General features: G+C 73.3%; 9 protein-coding genes. 4 read left to right on the top strand and 5 right to left on the bottom strand.

Annotation, left to right across the window (positions count from 1 at the left end; translation table 11 throughout):
- Positions 1-47: 47 nt before the first annotated feature.
- Positions 48-1,517, bottom strand: coding sequence for an MFS transporter (locus tag ACZ4Z1_RS36785; protein WP_468491033.1), 1,470 nt, complete (start codon positions 1,515-1,517; stop codon positions 48-50).
- A 1,164-nt stretch (positions 1,518-2,681) separates the two neighbouring features.
- Between ACZ4Z1_RS36785 and ACZ4Z1_RS36780 the strand changes: the two genes are divergently transcribed.
- The gene (locus tag ACZ4Z1_RS36780; protein ID WP_468491032.1) at positions 2,682-4,766 is read left to right on the top strand and encodes an asparagine synthase-related protein; all 2,085 of its coding nucleotides are present in this window, start codon (positions 2,682-2,684) and stop codon (positions 4,764-4,766) included.
- A 4-nt stretch (positions 4,767-4,770) separates the two neighbouring features.
- On the opposite strand, the gene ACZ4Z1_RS36775 is transcribed toward ACZ4Z1_RS36780, so the two are convergent.
- The gene (locus tag ACZ4Z1_RS36775) at positions 4,771-6,600 is read right to left on the bottom strand and encodes a sigma-70 family RNA polymerase sigma factor (RefSeq protein ID WP_468491031.1); all 1,830 of its coding nucleotides are present in this window, start codon (positions 6,598-6,600) and stop codon (positions 4,771-4,773) included.
- Positions 6,601-7,556: 956 nt separating this feature from the next.
- On the bottom strand, positions 7,557-8,453 hold the full coding sequence (locus ACZ4Z1_RS36770) for a TetR/AcrR family transcriptional regulator (RefSeq protein WP_468491030.1): 897 nt from the start codon (positions 8,451-8,453) through the stop codon (positions 7,557-7,559).
- Positions 8,454-8,996: 543 nt separating this feature from the next.
- Between ACZ4Z1_RS36770 and ACZ4Z1_RS36765 the strand changes: the two genes are divergently transcribed.
- Together ACZ4Z1_RS36765 and ACZ4Z1_RS36760 are read left to right on the top strand one after the other, a co-directional pair.
- Positions 8,997-10,370: an NAD(P)/FAD-dependent oxidoreductase gene (locus tag ACZ4Z1_RS36765; RefSeq protein WP_468491029.1), complete on the top strand. Its 1,374-nt coding sequence runs from the start codon at positions 8,997-8,999 to the stop codon at positions 10,368-10,370.
- 440 nt (positions 10,371-10,810) lie between these two features.
- Positions 10,811-12,592, top strand: coding sequence for an ATP-binding SpoIIE family protein phosphatase (locus ACZ4Z1_RS36760; RefSeq protein WP_468491028.1), 1,782 nt, complete (start codon positions 10,811-10,813; stop codon positions 12,590-12,592).
- A gap of 119 nt (positions 12,593-12,711) precedes the next feature.
- Here ACZ4Z1_RS36760 and ACZ4Z1_RS36755 read toward each other — a convergent pair whose 3' ends face one another.
- Positions 12,712-14,052 (bottom strand): MFS transporter, encoded by a 1,341-nt coding sequence (locus tag ACZ4Z1_RS36755; RefSeq protein ID WP_468491080.1) that lies wholly within the window; start codon positions 14,050-14,052, stop codon positions 12,712-12,714.
- 132 nt (positions 14,053-14,184) lie between these two features.
- Here ACZ4Z1_RS36755 and ACZ4Z1_RS36750 point away from each other — a divergent pair, with 132 nt between their 5' ends.
- The gene (locus ACZ4Z1_RS36750; RefSeq protein WP_468491027.1) at positions 14,185-14,745 is read left to right on the top strand and encodes a MarR family winged helix-turn-helix transcriptional regulator; all 561 of its coding nucleotides are present in this window, start codon (positions 14,185-14,187) and stop codon (positions 14,743-14,745) included.
- A 196-nt stretch (positions 14,746-14,941) separates the two neighbouring features.
- Here the strand turns inward: ACZ4Z1_RS36750 and ACZ4Z1_RS36745 are convergent.
- The coding region (locus tag ACZ4Z1_RS36745) for a hypothetical protein (protein WP_468491026.1) at positions 14,942-15,203 on the bottom strand (262 nt) is incomplete at its 5' end.

The following is a 15,203-nucleotide window of genomic DNA, read 5'->3' as shown; positions in this document are numbered from 1 at the left end:
GCCCTACGCGCCCCCCCGCACTGCCGTACGCGCCCCCGCGCCCGCCCCTACGCCGGCGCCACGAGCAGCGGCCGCGCCCGTTCGCGCAGCTCCACGACGCGGGGCTCGTCGCCGTACGGCTCCAGGCGGTGCAGAAGATCGCGTACGTACTCGGTCGTGCGGGCCGACGAGATACGGCCGGCCACTTCCACCGCCCGGGTGCCGGCCGCGCACGCCGCGTCGAGGTTGCCGGACTCCAGCTCCGCCACCGCGGAGACGACCAGCCGCAGCCCGTGCGAGCGGACGTACTCCTCCGTGGGCCGGGACAGCGCCTGCTCCGTGAAGCGGCGTACCTGACGGGGCAGCCGCAGGTCGCGGTAGCACTCGGCGGCGTCGGCGGCGAAGCGCTCGTACGAGTAGAAGTCCAGCCAGGACGGGTCCGGATCGCCCTCGCGGGAGCGCTCCAGCCAGCCCTCGGCGGCCTTCAGCGCCACTTCGCAGGCGCGCGCCTCGTTGGCCTTGGCCTGTGCGCGGGCCTCCACCAGGCGGAAGAAGCTCATCGTGCGGGCCGTGGCCAGGCCGCGGTTGCGTTCCAGCGCGGCCTGCGCGAGGTCGACGCCCTCGTCGGCGAAGCCGCGGTAGGTCGCCTGGAGTGACATCGATGCCAGGACGTATCCCCCCAGTGGGACATCGGCGGCGGCCCGGGCCAGGCGCAGGGCCTGGATGTAGTAGCGCTGGGCCGCCTCCTGCTGCCCGGTGTCGAAGGCCATCCAGCCCGCGAGCCGGGTCAGCTCGGAGGTCGCGCCGAACAGTGCCCGGCCCACCTCGTCGCTGTACGAGGCGAGGAGCAGCGGCGCCGCGTCCACCCGCAGGCATTCGGGCACCATCGAGGAGCGCCAGTCGCCGCCGCCGTACTTGGAGTCCCAGCGGCGGGCGTCCTCGGCGGCCTCGCGGAGCTTGGTGACGTCGCTGTGGCCGACGTGCTGGGGCGCGGCGCTCTCCCCGGGGGCGCCGTCCTTGCCGGGCGCGCCGTTGCCGTCCCGCACCTCCCGCAGGTCAGGCGCTTCGCGTGCGACGGAGCTGTCGGCCGGGGATATCAGCCACCGCGAGGCGGGCGTCGCGTAGGCGCTCACCGAGAAGGATCCGGCCAGGCTCTGCCAGATGCCTCCGCCGCCACGGCGTCCGGCCAGGTCGAGGCGGTACAGCTCGGTCGCGGACCGGACCGCGGCACCCACGTCGCGCGGGAAGGCCAGGCCCACCTCCGGGGCCGGGTCGGCGTCGGCCAGGCCGATCTCGTGGAGCGGCACCGGACGGCCGAGCTTGCCGGCTATCGCGGCCGCGATCAGATGGGGCGCGGCGCCCTGCGGCACCATGCCCTTGGACACCCACCGGGCCACCGACGTCTTGTCGTAGCGAAGCGTCAACCCGCGCTGCGCCCCGAGGTCGTTGACCCGGCGGGCGAGCCCGGCATTGCTGATCCCCGCGAGGGCGAGAACGGTGCCGAGCTTCTCGTTCGGCCCGCGTATATCCCTTGACATGCGCACCCCTCGACACAGCGACGGCAGCCCCGGTACCCCGGGGCACGCGTCCACCCAGAGTAGTTCGCCGAATCCCTACCGTTAAGGCCCGATGTCCCGGATGGCGGGTTTCAAGTCCAAGCCGCCACAGGGGGTTTGGCATGTGCTCCGGGTACGTGTTGCCGTGCGCCCGTGTGTGCGCGCTGGCCGGGCTGGTGCGGGAGCGCTTCCATGAGACCTGCGTGGGTCGGCCCGCTGCACTGGATCCAGTGGGCTGGGGGACACCGCCGCCTCATTCCCCGCGGGTGGCGGTCCGGTCCGGGGGGCGAGTCCCGCCTCCCGGACTGTCGCATTGCGCGGGAAGGGCCCGCCGGGACGGCCTGGAGGGTGCCCGTTCGATCCCGGAGGTGTCCGGGAGGGGGCGCCCGGCCGTTCGGCGCGGCGTCCTGCGGGGCGTGCCCGGATGTTCGACAGGACAGTCCGGCGGGGGACGGGCCGGGCTGCGGCCGCCCTGGCCGGTATCGGGCCAACCGGGCTTTGCCGCACAGAGTTTGGCCGAAAATCGCCGTACGGGAGTTTGCCTTCGGGATCGGGGGCGGGGCGGGGCGGGTGCGCGGAAGGGACTTTTACGGAGCCGTACGGAGTCTCACAGAGGCGTACAGGCCCCTGCGGCCTCCTGCGCCGTCACCCAGCCGGCGCTGCCCCTCCTGCGGGAGAGGCGTGGGAGAAGGGCCCTTCATACACCACCGGACCCCCGACCGTGCGCCACTGGGCCCGAACTCTTCCTGGCGGCCGATCTCTTCCTGGCGTCCGAACCCTTCCTGCGTCCGAGCTCCTGTCCAGGGTGAATCCCTCCTCAGGCCCGAATTCCTCCTCGGGTCCGGTTCGTCCGGCCTGCCCGGCCCGTCGGCCCTTCCGTCCCGCCCGTCGGCCCGTCCGTCCCGTCCGCCCTCGGTAACGTCTTCCGAACACCCCCGTTCACACGCCCTCCGCGACACCTCCCGAACGCCGCTGTCGTGGCAGCATGGTCCGCACAACAGCTTGGCAACGGCTTGGAGATCCGCTGTGCGGGGCGGCGGTCCGGTCCACCCTGCCGACCATCAGGGGCGTTCCTGAGGTGGGCGGGCGTCCGCACGGCGGACGGACGGGGGCCGCCCGGCGGCGGCGAACAGGGTGGAGGCGGCGATGCGCTGGTTGGTGGGGTGGAGCAGTACCGCCACGGAACCGGCCCCCACCGAGGAGGCCCGTACGGTCCTCCCCGTAGGCGCTCAGCTTTTGTGGGGCGACCCCGATCCGCTGTGGGCGGTCGGCGACTGGCGCCCCGACGAGGTGCGCGTGGTCCAGGCCGACGCCGAGACCCGGCTCGCCGTCTTCGGCGTCTGCGGCGCAACCGACGACCAGTTGCGGGTCGGGCTCTTCGCGGCCCGCGGGGGCGCGTTGCGCCACCTCACCGCCTGGCCGGGCAGTTACACGGCCGTCGTCCAGGTCGGCAGGCGCGTGACCGTCACCGGTGACGTGGCGGGCGCGCGGCCGGTCTTCCACACCCCCTGGGCAGGCGGTACGGCGTATGCGACCGCCGCCCTCCCGCTCGCCGACCTGATCGAGGCGAGCCTGGACGTCGGGCACCTGGCCGCGTTGCTGGCCTGCCCGGACGCGCCCGAAGCGCTCGGCGCCGGGACCCCGTACGAGGGGGTGCGACGGGTACCGCCCGGCCACGCGCTCGTCCTCCGTGGGGGCAGCCGCGACATCACCTCCTACGAGCCGACGGCCTCACTCGCCGTCGCCGCGCCCCAACTGCCCCCCGAGCAGGCCGTCGATGGCGTCCGTGACGCGCTGGTCGATGCCGTACGGGCCCGGCTGTCCGGGCCGCGGCACGCCCCGGACCCGGACGGGCCGAGCGGCCTGGACCCGGGGCCCGTACCGGGCATGGGGCCGGCCGAACGGCGGGCCGCGCGCGGCGCCCCGGCCCCCGGTGTCGGCGCCGACCTCTCCGGAGGGAGCGCCTCCGCCACGCTGGCTCTGCTCGCGGCCGGGCTGCCCGGAGTGCCCGGTACGGTCAACGGGCGCGGCGAGCGCCTCCTGGCCGTCACCTTCAACGACCGTGCCACCCACGGGGGCCGCCCCTACCGGGAGGCCGAGCTGGAGCGGGCCCGCAGCATCGCCGCCAATCCGCGGCTCCACCACGTCGTCGTCGCGGCGGGCGAGGAGGCCCTGCCGTACGCGGACCTGGAGGGCGGGCCGCTCACGGACGAGCCGGGGCCGTCACTCATCACGGCCGGGCGCCACCGCCGGCGGCTGCTGGCGGGCAGCGCGGACCACTTCGTGGGCGCCGGGGCGCGACAGGTCCTGGACGCGCACCCGGCCCGCCTCGCCGACCTCCTCCTGGACCGCCGCAGACGCCATCTGCTGCGGCCCGTCACGGCACTGGCCAAGGCCGACGGGCCGCTGACGCAGTCCGCCCTGGTGCCGTTCACCGTGTACCGCGCCGCACGCAAGCTGGCCCGTATGCCCTACGGGGCGGGCATCGCCGACACGGCGACGCGCCTGAGAGAACGGCGGTTCACGGATGATCCGGTGACGGGCGGCGGGGCGGTGGACGCGTCCTTGGCGGCGCTCTCCTGGTGCCGGCCCGGGCCCGCGGCACGGTGGCTCACAGGGGAGGCGCTGGCTGAAGTATCGGTTCGTCTCGACGCGGCGGCGGCCCGGACACCGACCGTGGGGCGGCCGGGCGAACGCCGGGCACGCGCCGCGCTGGCCCGCCACGCCGCCGACCACCGGATCTTCGAGCAGGCCGCGGAGGTACGCAACCAACGGCTGCACGCCCCCTTCCTCGACAACCAGGTGGTGCTGGCCTGCCGCGCGCTCCCGGACACGCTGCGCGTCCAACCGGGGGCTCGGGCCGCCGTGTTGCGCGCCGTCCTGTCCGGCGCGGGCGTCCGCGACCTGCCGCCCGGCTGGGGTGCCACGTCCCACATCACGCACGCCGCAGCCGTACGGGCCGGGCTGCGCACCTCCATTGGTGACGTGGTCAGCCTCTTCGACACACCGCTGCTCGCCGACGCGGGCCTGGTCGAGGCACGGGTCGTACGGAAGGCCCTGCGGGCGGCGGCCGAGGGCGCCCCGCTCCCCCTCGACGGACTCGCCGAACTCGTCTCCACCGAACTGTGGCTGCGCCGCCTCCTCGCCCGCCGCGGCACCTGCTGGACCGGCACGTCCGCACCCCGCCAGCGGGCGGTTGCGGGCGGGGTGACACCGCGGCCGGGCCTTTGAGGGGTCAGCGGCAGGTGATCTGTGACTGGGCCCAGTCGCCCAGGAACATCACGGTGTGCGAGGAACCCGGCTCGACGACCAGGCGCAGCGTCTTGTGGCCCCGCAACGGCACATGTACCGGGACGGCGGGCTGACCGCCGTGTACCACTCCCGAGCGCCAGAGCCGCTGACCGTCCCCGTACACGGAGAAACGCAACTTTCCCAGGCCGAGTCCCATGTCGTCCACGCCGGCGAAGGCGTCGTACGCCGTGCACGGCCGGTTCAGGTCGATGGTCACGGACGACGGCGCGTGCACGGTCACCCCGTGCCGGAACGTCCGGCCGCCGATGCGCAGCCCCTGCCGCTGCCACATCCAGCTGCTGTCCGCCATGCGCACCTCGGGCTTGCTGCCGTCGCCCATGAAGTCCCACGTCAGCTTGTTGATCTGGTACGGGGACGGAGCGGGCGCCGGCGGGGTCGGCGTCGGCCGCGGGGTGTGCGGGGGCGGATCGGTGGGTGCGGGGGAGTGCGGCGGGGCGGGCGCGGGGGTGGGGGAGGTCCGCGTCGGCGCAGGTGTCGGTGTCGGCGTCGGTGTCGGTTCTGGTCGGGGTGAGGCGGTGGGGCCGGGCGACGGCTTCGAGGGGGTGGGGGCGGGCGTCGGGGGCGGTTGCTCCGGCGCGCGCTCCGGCGGCTGGGACGTGGGGGGTTGCGGCGCGGCCGAGGGCGCGCCGGGCTGCTTGGCCTGCGTCTGCGGCGCGGGCTGTGAATCGCCGATCAGCGCCAGGGCGAGCGCGGCGCCTGCGACGATCAGCACACCCGCGCCGATGGCCACCTTCGCGGGCGCGCCGAGCCCCTCACCCACCGCAGCACCGGCCCCACCCGCACCACCGGCCCCGCCAGCGCCTGCCCCCGCAGCCCCACCAGCCCCCGCGGCAGCACCGGTCCCACCAGCTCCTGCGGCACCACCGGCCCCTGCCCCCGCAGCCGCCCCTGCCCCGGCCCCCGCCCCCGTACCGCCGGCCGCCGCGGCCGCGCCGGCTCCCGCCGCAGCGCCCGCACCACCGAGCCCCACCACGGCCGCGGCCCCCTTGGCCGCGTATCCGGCGGCGAACCAGCCGATGACCGCCACCGGCAGGACGACGCGGATGTGCTCGTTGACGTCCGCGACCTCCGAGGCCGCCGTACGGCACCGGGCGCAGTCCTCCAGGTGCTTGCGCAGTCCGCGCTCGGCCCGCACCCGCAGCCCGCCGCGGGCGTACGCGCCGAGCCGGTCCGCATACCGGGCGCAGCCGCCCTCGGCGGTCAGCGCACGGTTCACATGCGCCTGGAGGTACGCCTGCTTCAGACCCTCGCGGGCGCGGTGGGCCAGTACGGCGGTGGCGTTGGCCGACAGCCCGAGCAGCGGCGCGACCTCGCTCGGCGACTCCTCCTCGATCGTGGTGTGCCACAGGACGGTCTGGTAGCGCTCCGGCAGGCTGCGGAACGCCCGTACGGCCAGGGACTGCTCGGCCTCGTGCATGGCGCGTACGTCCGCGCCGAGGTCGAGCGTGTCGTCGTCCAGCGCGTTACCGGCCGCCGATACCGCGAACACCGCGAAGTCCTCGACCAGTTGCTCGCGCTTCGCGGTCTTCCCCCAGGCGGCGGCCACCCGGCGGACGGTGGTGAGCAGGTAGGCGCGTACGGATGAATCGGGGCCGGAGCCGCCGCGTACCGCCTGGAGAGTGCGGGCGAAGACCTCGCCGGTCAGGTCGTCGGCGGTGTGGGCGTCGCGGCAGCACGTACGGGCGTAGCGGCGCACCGCGTCGGCGTGCCGGCGGTACAGCTCCTCGTATGCGCTGTCGTCCCCGCCCCGCATGCGGTCGATCAACTTGCCGTCGGATGACGGCGCCCCGGGCCGCTCCTCCGAGCCACCCTGCTCGGCGGGCTCCTCCGAGCCACGCGCCTCAGCAGATCCGTCCCGCCCGGCAGAGCCGTCCCGCCCGGCAGAGCCGTCCCGCCCGGCAGAGCCGTCCTGCGCGGCAGATCCGTCCCGCCCGGCAGAGCCGTCCCGACTGGCGCGACCACCCACCCCGGACGCCTTCAGGCGGCTCGGCTTCCGGTGGGCGCCACGGCCCTTCGCGCCCCGCGCGTCCCTCGGTCCCCGGGAGTCACTTCGTTCCCGCGCGTCTCCCAGGTCGGGGGTGTTCCCTCGCTCGCGCTGCGGCGGAACGCTTCGCTCGGCCGGGCCCGGCCGGTAATCGTCCTCGGCCCGGTCGTGCCGTTCCATGGGGCGCCCCGACGAGCCGGTGTCCGGCTCACTCGCCCGCTCCGGTCCGTACGACCGTTTCTGCCCGGGCACTTGGGGCTCCCGCGGTCCGTTCGCACCATCCGCCGTACCGCCCCTACCGCCTGTCCCACCCGCCCCGGCGTTCCCGCCGCGCCGCTCGTCCCGCCCGTCCACACCCATCGTCGAGGCCCCCGAACACGCCGTCACTGCGGTAACACCGCGCAAGCGTGCCACAGGCGGGCCCCGGACCTGTCCGGCAAGCGCACCAACCACTCGTACGGTGCGAGTTCATGACCGCGAGCACTAGAGGTCACTCGTACAGGGAATACTCGTCCGGCGCGCGCCCCGGCCGCACGGACGGCGGTCACGGCGCCCCCACTCATGTGCGAAGAAGCGCAAGAAGAACGGGGCGCGACACCGACCCACAGCCGGTCCCACGCCCCGCCCCATCCGACAAGCAGCCGGCAGACAGCAGCCGGCTATCGGCTATCAGCAAGCAGCAGACAACAGTCAGCCGCCAGCCGCCAGCTACACCTCCACCCGCCTCACTCAGCAGGCCGTGACCGCAGCCCCCCCAGCAGGATCTCCAGCAGCCGGGCCGAGGCGGCCTGCTGCTGGGCCGGGTCCGGCAGGGACGGCGCGCCCGTGGCGATGACGAGCAGTACGTCGGCGACCGTCACGTCCGCCCGCAGTTCGCCCGCGTCACGCGCCCGCTCGACGAGTTGCCCGACGACCTCCAGCAGCGCCTGGGCGCCACCGTCCGCCGCGGCCTCGCCGGGCCCGGACGGCGCGTCCAGCGTGTCGGCGGCGGCCGTACCGCGCGCGGACACGCCGTTCGGAGCGCTGGCGGGCACCCCGTTCGAGACCGTGGCCGGTACGTCCGTGACCTCGGCCTCGGGCGCGCCGCGCTGTGCCACGACGCGGAACTCGGCCGGTATGTCCGGCACATCCGGTGCCCCCGGTATGCCGGCCGACACGCTCGGCCCGCCGGCCGCCGTGCCGTCCGCCTCGTACGCCTGGCGCTGCTGCGGCACCCGCGGCTCGGCGTCACCGGGGCCGGCCGCGCCGTCCGGAGCCGGAGCGCTGGCGCTCACCCGCAATATGCTCGGCGGCAGCAGCCGCCCCGCGCCGGAGGCGACTGATGTCCGCAGGAAGCGCGAGAGCGCCGACCACGGGTCGTCCTCCTGGCCGAGCGCCGTACGCGCCTGGTCGGTGAGCCGGGAGGTCTCCTCCTCGGCTATTCGCCGGACCAGCACGTCCTTGCTCGGGAAGCGGCGGTACACCGTCCCCACCCCGACGCGGGCACGCCGCGCCACGTCTTCCATGGGCGCGCCGTACCCCAGCTCGCCGAAGACCTCGCGAGCCGCCCGCAGGACGTGCTCGAGATTGCGCTGCGCGTCGACCCGCAGTGGTGTGCTCCGGCCACCGGCACCGGAGTGCATGGTGTGCGGGTGTGTGTGCGTGGTGCCGTTTCCCCTGCCCTCCGCGGCGTGCGCGGTGGCAGTTACGGCAGTCGGCCATTGAGAGCCCTGAATGTGCATAGATGATCCCCCGGTAATGACGTCTCCCCCCGGAGACTCCCCGCCCTGACTGCTGGGGTGTAACGACGTGATGACGAGAGGCTGCACCCCAACGAGGTACGAACATAGTTGAGCCCAGGTCAAGAATGAAGAGGGCAGTTCCGCACAGTCCGTGCACCGATCGGAGTACGGGTCCCATCCGCCCCGATTCCATACCCTCCTTGCGCCGTATAACCACCACCTGACCTGCACTCCTGCACGCGACGGCGCGGAATCCGGCCCTCCGGGGCAATGTGCCGGACCGGTCATACATTTCGTCGAGCCTGTGGACAAAGGCGTGTCGCCGGTGCGTCATGGAACATGGCTGTGCCCTTCCGGGGGCACAGTGCCTGGTGGTGGCAAGCCAGTCGGCCGGCGGTGGCAACCCGCGTGGGCCGGCCTTTCGATGTCGCGAGGAGAACCTCTGTGAAGGAACCGGCGCGCATTCTCGTTGTCGGCGGGGGCTATGTGGGGATGTACACCGCCCTGCGCCTGCAGCGGAAACTGAAACAGGAACTGCGGCGGGGCGCCGTCGAGGTGGTCGTGGTGGACCCCGACCCGTACATGACGTACCAGCCGTTCCTGCCGGAGGCAGCGGCCGGCTCCATCTCGCCGCGGCATGTCGTCGTACCGCTGCGCCGGGTGCTGCCGCACTGCAAGATCATCGTCGGTGAGGTCACCGCGCTCGACCACGCCGCGCGGACCGCCACGGTCACGACTCCGGCCACCCAGGAGGACGGCACCGGCGGACTGCAACTCCCGTACGACGAGCTGGTGCTGGCCCCCGGGTCGGTCTCCCGCACCCTGCCGGTCCCCGGCCTCGCCGAGGGCGGCATCGGCTTCAAGACCGTCGAGGAGGCCATCGGCCTGCGCAACCACGTCCTGGAGCAGCTGGACATCGCCTCCTCGACCCGCGATCCCGCGATCCGCGACGCCGCCCTGACCTTCGTCTTCGTCGGCGGCGGGTACGCGGGGGTGGAAGCGCTCGCGGAACTGGAGGACATGGCGCGGTTCGCGGCGCGCTACTACCACAACGTCGAGCCCCGTGACATGAAGTGGATCCTGGTCGAGGCGACCGGCCGCATCCTGCCGGAGGTCGGCCCGGCGATGGGGCAGTACGCGGTACGGGAGCTGCGGGCGCGCAACATCGACGTACGGCTGGAAACTCGTCTGGAGTCGTACGAAGGGCGAGTCGCCGTCCTGAGTGACGGGGCGCGCTTCCCGGCTCGCACTCTCGTGTGGACCGCGGGCGTCAAATCGCACCCGGTCATCGCCGCTTCCGGCCTGCCGCGTACCGGGCGCGGCCGTCTCAAATGCACCGCCGCCCTGCGGGTCGACGGCGTCGGACACGCCTGGTCGGCGGGCGACGCCGCGGCGGTGCCGGATCTGACGGCGGAGCCGCCGGCCGAACCGGACGAGCCGCGCAAGGAGTGCGCGCCCAACGCCCAGCACGCCGTCCGCCAGGCGCGGGTGCTGGCCGACAACGTGGCGGCGACGGTGCGCGGCGGGCCCGTGGTGGACTACGCGCACAAGTACGCCGGATCGGTCGCCTCGCTCGGCCTGCACAAGGGGGTCGCGCATGTCTACGGGCGCCGCTTGAAGGGTTACCCGGCGTGGTTCATGCACCGCGTGTACCACCTGAGCCGGGTGCCCACGTTCAACCGGAAGGCGCGGGTGCTGGCCGAGTGGACGCTGGCCGGGCTGTTCAAGCGGGAAATCGTTTCTCTCGGCTCGCTGGAACACCCGCGCGCCGAGTTCGAGCTGGCGGCGGGCACCGGGCGGCACAACGAGCCGACCTGACCGGACGTCAGCCTGCCGCGCCGGTACGCCACGTCACCGTACGAACCCATCGGCTCGCCCCCCCCGGTCCGTACGAATCCGTCGATCCGTCACGCGTCCGTACGCCCCGTCGGTCCGCCCCGCCCCGTACGTTCCGTCGGCCCGCCACGCCCCCGTACCCGGAGCGAGGAACTCCACCTGGTGGCTCCGGCGTCTGACGGATGTCAGTCCGGTCGGCCACACTGGACGTGTGACCATGGGTGGGCTCGTATCTGCGAAGAGTGACAATCACGAGGATTCTGGACGTTTGCTGCAATCCGCCAGAGGGCGCCGAGCGTGCCCCCAGCCGACACCGCTCCCCGCGTCCGCCGGGCGGGCGTCCCTCCGGTGTGCGCGCGGGGAGTTCCACCGGGCCGACGGCCCGATCCCGCGCGACGACGCGAAGTAAGAGGTAGCCCTCCGTGAACTTCACGCGCTGGAGCGCCCGTCTCCCCGGCACACAGCGGCGCGGCGCCGCCCGGCCCGACCGTGCCGCGCCGACGGCCGCCGTGGTGCCGGCCGCGTCCGCCGCCCCGGCCCCGAGCGGCCCGCCGGGCCCGGGCCCCGCCGCGGTCCCCGCGGCCCGCGCCGAACACTCCGACTCCGACGCGGCCGGTGACGGCCCGTCCACCGGACCGGACCGCACGCCCAGCGTCGACGCGCTGTCCGTCCACGACATCCTGGGCAAGGTGCCCGCCCTGGTGGCGGTCGTGTACGGCCCCGAGCACCGCATCGCGTACGTCAACGGCGCGTATGCCACCGTCTTCGGCCCCCGCCCGCCCGGCGCCACCGCGCGCGAGGCACTGCCCGAACTGGACGCGCTCGGCCTGCTCCCGCTGATGGACCAGGTGCTGCGCAGCGGCCGCCCCCGTACGGTCAAGGCCCGCCGGGTGCCCGGCGGCGCCGGCGCCGACCAGTCCCGCGACGGGTACTACACCTTCACCTGCACGCCCATCGAGGTCGCGGCCAGCGGCCCGGCGCCCGACCCCGAGGTCGCCTGTGTGGCGCCGCACAAGGGCGTGCTCGTCTTCGGCGCGGACGTCACCGATCAGGTGGAGTCCACCGAACGGCTGCGCGCCAGCGAGGCACGCCAGCGCGCCGCCGCCGTGACGCTCCAGCGTTCCCTGCTGCCCCAGGAGCTGGAACAGCCCGACGACCTACGGGTCGCCGCGACGTACCAGCCCGGCGGCACGGACGCCGCGGTAGGCGGCGACTGGTACGACGTCATCACCCTCGGAGCCGGCCGCACGGCCCTCGTCATCGGGGACGTCATGGGCCGGGGCGTGCGCGCGGCAGCGGTCATGGGCCAGCTCCGTACGGCGGTCCGCGCCTACGCCCGGCTCGACCTGCCGCCCCACGAAGTCCTGCAACTGCTGGACGGGCTGGCCGCCGAGATCGACGCCAGCCAGATCGCGACCTGCGTCTACGCGGTCCACGACCCCAACGAGGGCCGCCTGGTCTACGCCTCCGCCGGCCACCTGCCCATCCTGGTGCGTGACGCCGAGGGCGTGGTCCACCGCGCCGCCGAGCCGACCGGCCCGCCGCTGGGCACCGGCGGCTGGCTGCACTCCTCCGGCAGCGTCCCGCTGGGTCCGGGTTCGACCGCTGTCCTCTATACGGACGGCCTGGTCGAACGCCGCGACAAGGACATCGATCACGGCGTGGAGGCCCTGGAGCGCGCCTTCGCGGGCGCGACCGGCGCGCCGGACATCATCTGCGGCCGCCTGCTGCGCGCACTCGGGATCAGCACCGACCACGACGACGACGTGGCCGTCCTGGTCCTCCAGCACCCCGCCCGTACGGGGCACGACGCCGAGCTGTTCCACAACGCCGCCCTCGAATTGCACGGCGGTACGGAAGCGGCGCCCCGCGCCCGCGCCTTCGCCTCCGGGGTGCTCGCCTCCTGGCGCTTCTCCCCGGAACTGCACGACCTCGGCGTCCTGGCCGCCAGCGAACTGGTCGCCAACTCGCTCCAGCACGGCACGCCACCGATGCGGCTGCGACTGCGGCGTACGGACCGCCGCCTGATCGTCGAGGTGACCGACGGCGACGACCACCTGCCGCGGCGCCGCCGGGCCGAGCCCGCCGACGAGGCCGGCCGCGGCATCTCGATCGTCGCGACGATCGCCTCGGCGTGGGGATCGCGGCGGACACCCGGGGGCGGCAAGGCCGTGTGGTGCGAGTTCGCGTTGCCGCGGGAGTAGGGGAACAGGGGGTGGGGCCGGTCCGGCACGTACGCGGCGCCACGTACACGTAAAAGAACGGACCGGCCCCGCTTGAGCAAGCAGGACCGGCCCGTACGGACCCGGCTGTTCCGCGCGGTTTACGCCACCGCCGTCACGGACTCACGCCGCGGCGCGCCCGCGTCGGCCGCCGCATCGGCCCCCGTGTCGGTGACCGTGCCCGCCGGCGCGTCCGGGGTGAAGGCCCGGATGTGCGGGTTGTCCTGCGCGGGGCTCAGCATCCGCCCCAGCCGCAGCGCCAGCACGCTGATGCCGACGGCGCAGAGCACCAGCATCCCGATGTACGGCGCGGACATCCCGTGGCCCACCATGAGGGCGCCCACCGCCGGGCCGATCGCCAGGGCCAGCTGCTTCACCAGGGCGAAGACCGAGTTGTACTGGCCCACCATCGAGGCCGGTGCCAGGTCCGCCACCAGGGGGGCCACCGTCGGCGACAGCATCGACTCCCCTATACCGAACAGGGCGTAGGTCGAGATCAGCAGAGTGGTGGCCACCGCGTGCGCACCGTGCACCAGGCCCGACAGTCCCGCCGCCAGCCACGCGACGGTCCAGATCAGCCCGACCACGGCCATCACCCGGCTGCGCCGCCGCCGCTCGACCAGTTTCAGGACCACGAACTGGGCCGCCACGATCGCCGCCGTGTTGGCGGCGAGCGCGATACCGAGCGTGGACGGCGAGATCCGCGTGACCTCGGTGGCGTACGCCGCGAGCCCCGACTCGAACTGCCCGTAGCAGGCGAAGAACAGCACGAAGCCCAGCAGGCAGAGCCACATCATGCGGCGGTCGGCGAACAGGGCGCGCCAGGCGCCCTTGGCCCGGGCCTCGCTGGGCACCGGGTCGTCGACCCGCGGCGTCCGGGGCAGCCGTACGGTCGCGACGGCCGCGCCCAGCACCAGGAACATCACGGCCTCGATCGCGAAGAGCCGGACGAAGCTGCCGGCCGCCGACTCGTCGACCAGCAGGCCGCCGATGAGTCCGCCGATGCCCAGGCCCAGGTTGTTCAGGAAGAACTGGGTGGCGAAAGCCCGCGAGCGGGTGACCGTCGTGGAGCACCAGACGATCATCGTGGCCAGGGCGGGCTGGATGACCGCGATACCGGCACCGAGGGCGATGGCGGAGGCGATCACCAGGGGCTCCGTGGTGGACAGGCCCAGCCCGAGCGACCCGACGGCCGCGGTGACGGCACCCACGACAGCCACCGGCAGCGGACCCTTCCGGTCGATCGCCCGACCGGTCAAGGGCAGCACGACGAGCGCGGCGACGGCCAGCATCGCGAGCACGACACCGGCCGTACTCGCGCCGAGGTCCCGCACCTTCGCCACATAGACGTAGAGATACGGAACCGTGAAGCCGTTGCCGAACGCGCTCAGCGCGTTGCCCAGCTGGATCCGGCGCAGCGCGGCGCCCATCGCGGTGGTCACACTCACCTACCTAGGTCAGATCGAGGGGGACTGGACAGTCACACCCTGAAGACTTCAACACTAAAGTTCGAAGCTAAAGAGTACATGCCGAAGGACTTCAACGCCAATGAGGTACGTGTCATACTTCCCGGCATGTCAGAGCCCTCAGATGCGGCCCCCAGCCCTGCGGAGCCGAGCCTCGAGGAACAGATCGCGGCCTACCAGCGCGAGTTCCAAGGCCTCGACCCCCAGGTGGAGCAGGTCGTCTCCGCACTGCAGCGCCTCAACCGCCGGATGAACGTCGCTTACGGGCGGCAGACCGCCACCCTCAACATGAGCAACGCGGAGTGGGAGGTGCTCAAGGCCCTCGTCGTCGCGGGGGCGCCCTATCAGATGGGCCCCGGCGAGCTGGCCAAGCGCCTCGGCCTCACGCCGGCCGCCATGACCCATCGCATCGACCGGATGGCGAGCGAGGGGCTGGTGACACGGGAGCGCGACGAGGCCAACCGCGTGCGGGTGATCGTCGAGCTCACCCAGGAAGGCCGCGAGAAGTGGGTCGAGGCGATGCGGATGGCCTCGGTCTTCGAGGAGGACCTGCTCCAGGACCTCTCCACCGAGGAGCGCGGCCAGCTCGGGGAGATGCTGACCCGCCTGCTGTGCCGCGTCGAGGACGCCCAGCCGGACGCCGACGGCCGGCTGAACGACCTCGACTGAAGCGGGGCAAAACCGGTTGACCGGAGGTGGTTGACATGGGTTGCCGACGTACGTAGAGTTCTTCGAGTTGCCACGGAGCTGTAACGGTTCTGCGGTAGCCCCTCACGCCGCACCGGCGGCACAACCACTACTGCACGACTCCCGAATGGGATGAATTTCGGCATGCCGAAATTCGGACCAGTGACTCGATTATGTGTCACCGGGAAAAAGCACTAAAGTAGTGATCACGCCGGAAGGCGCGAACACCCCCCCGACGGGGAATCGGATTCACATTCGAGCCGTCAGCTTCTTTCACCGGAAGCCCGGAACGGAAATCGGATCTGATAGAGTCGGAAAGGCCGGAAAGCGAAAGCCGGACGGCCGCCCCGCTCCAGCAGGGGCCGGATACGGAAAGCGGAAACGCCGAACGGATCTGGTAAGGTTGGAACCGCGCAGAAGCCGAAAGGCCGAAACGCACC

Source organism: Streptomyces sp. NPDC030165, assembly GCF_055573595.1.
This window is presented reverse-complemented; position numbering and strand designations above follow the sequence as displayed.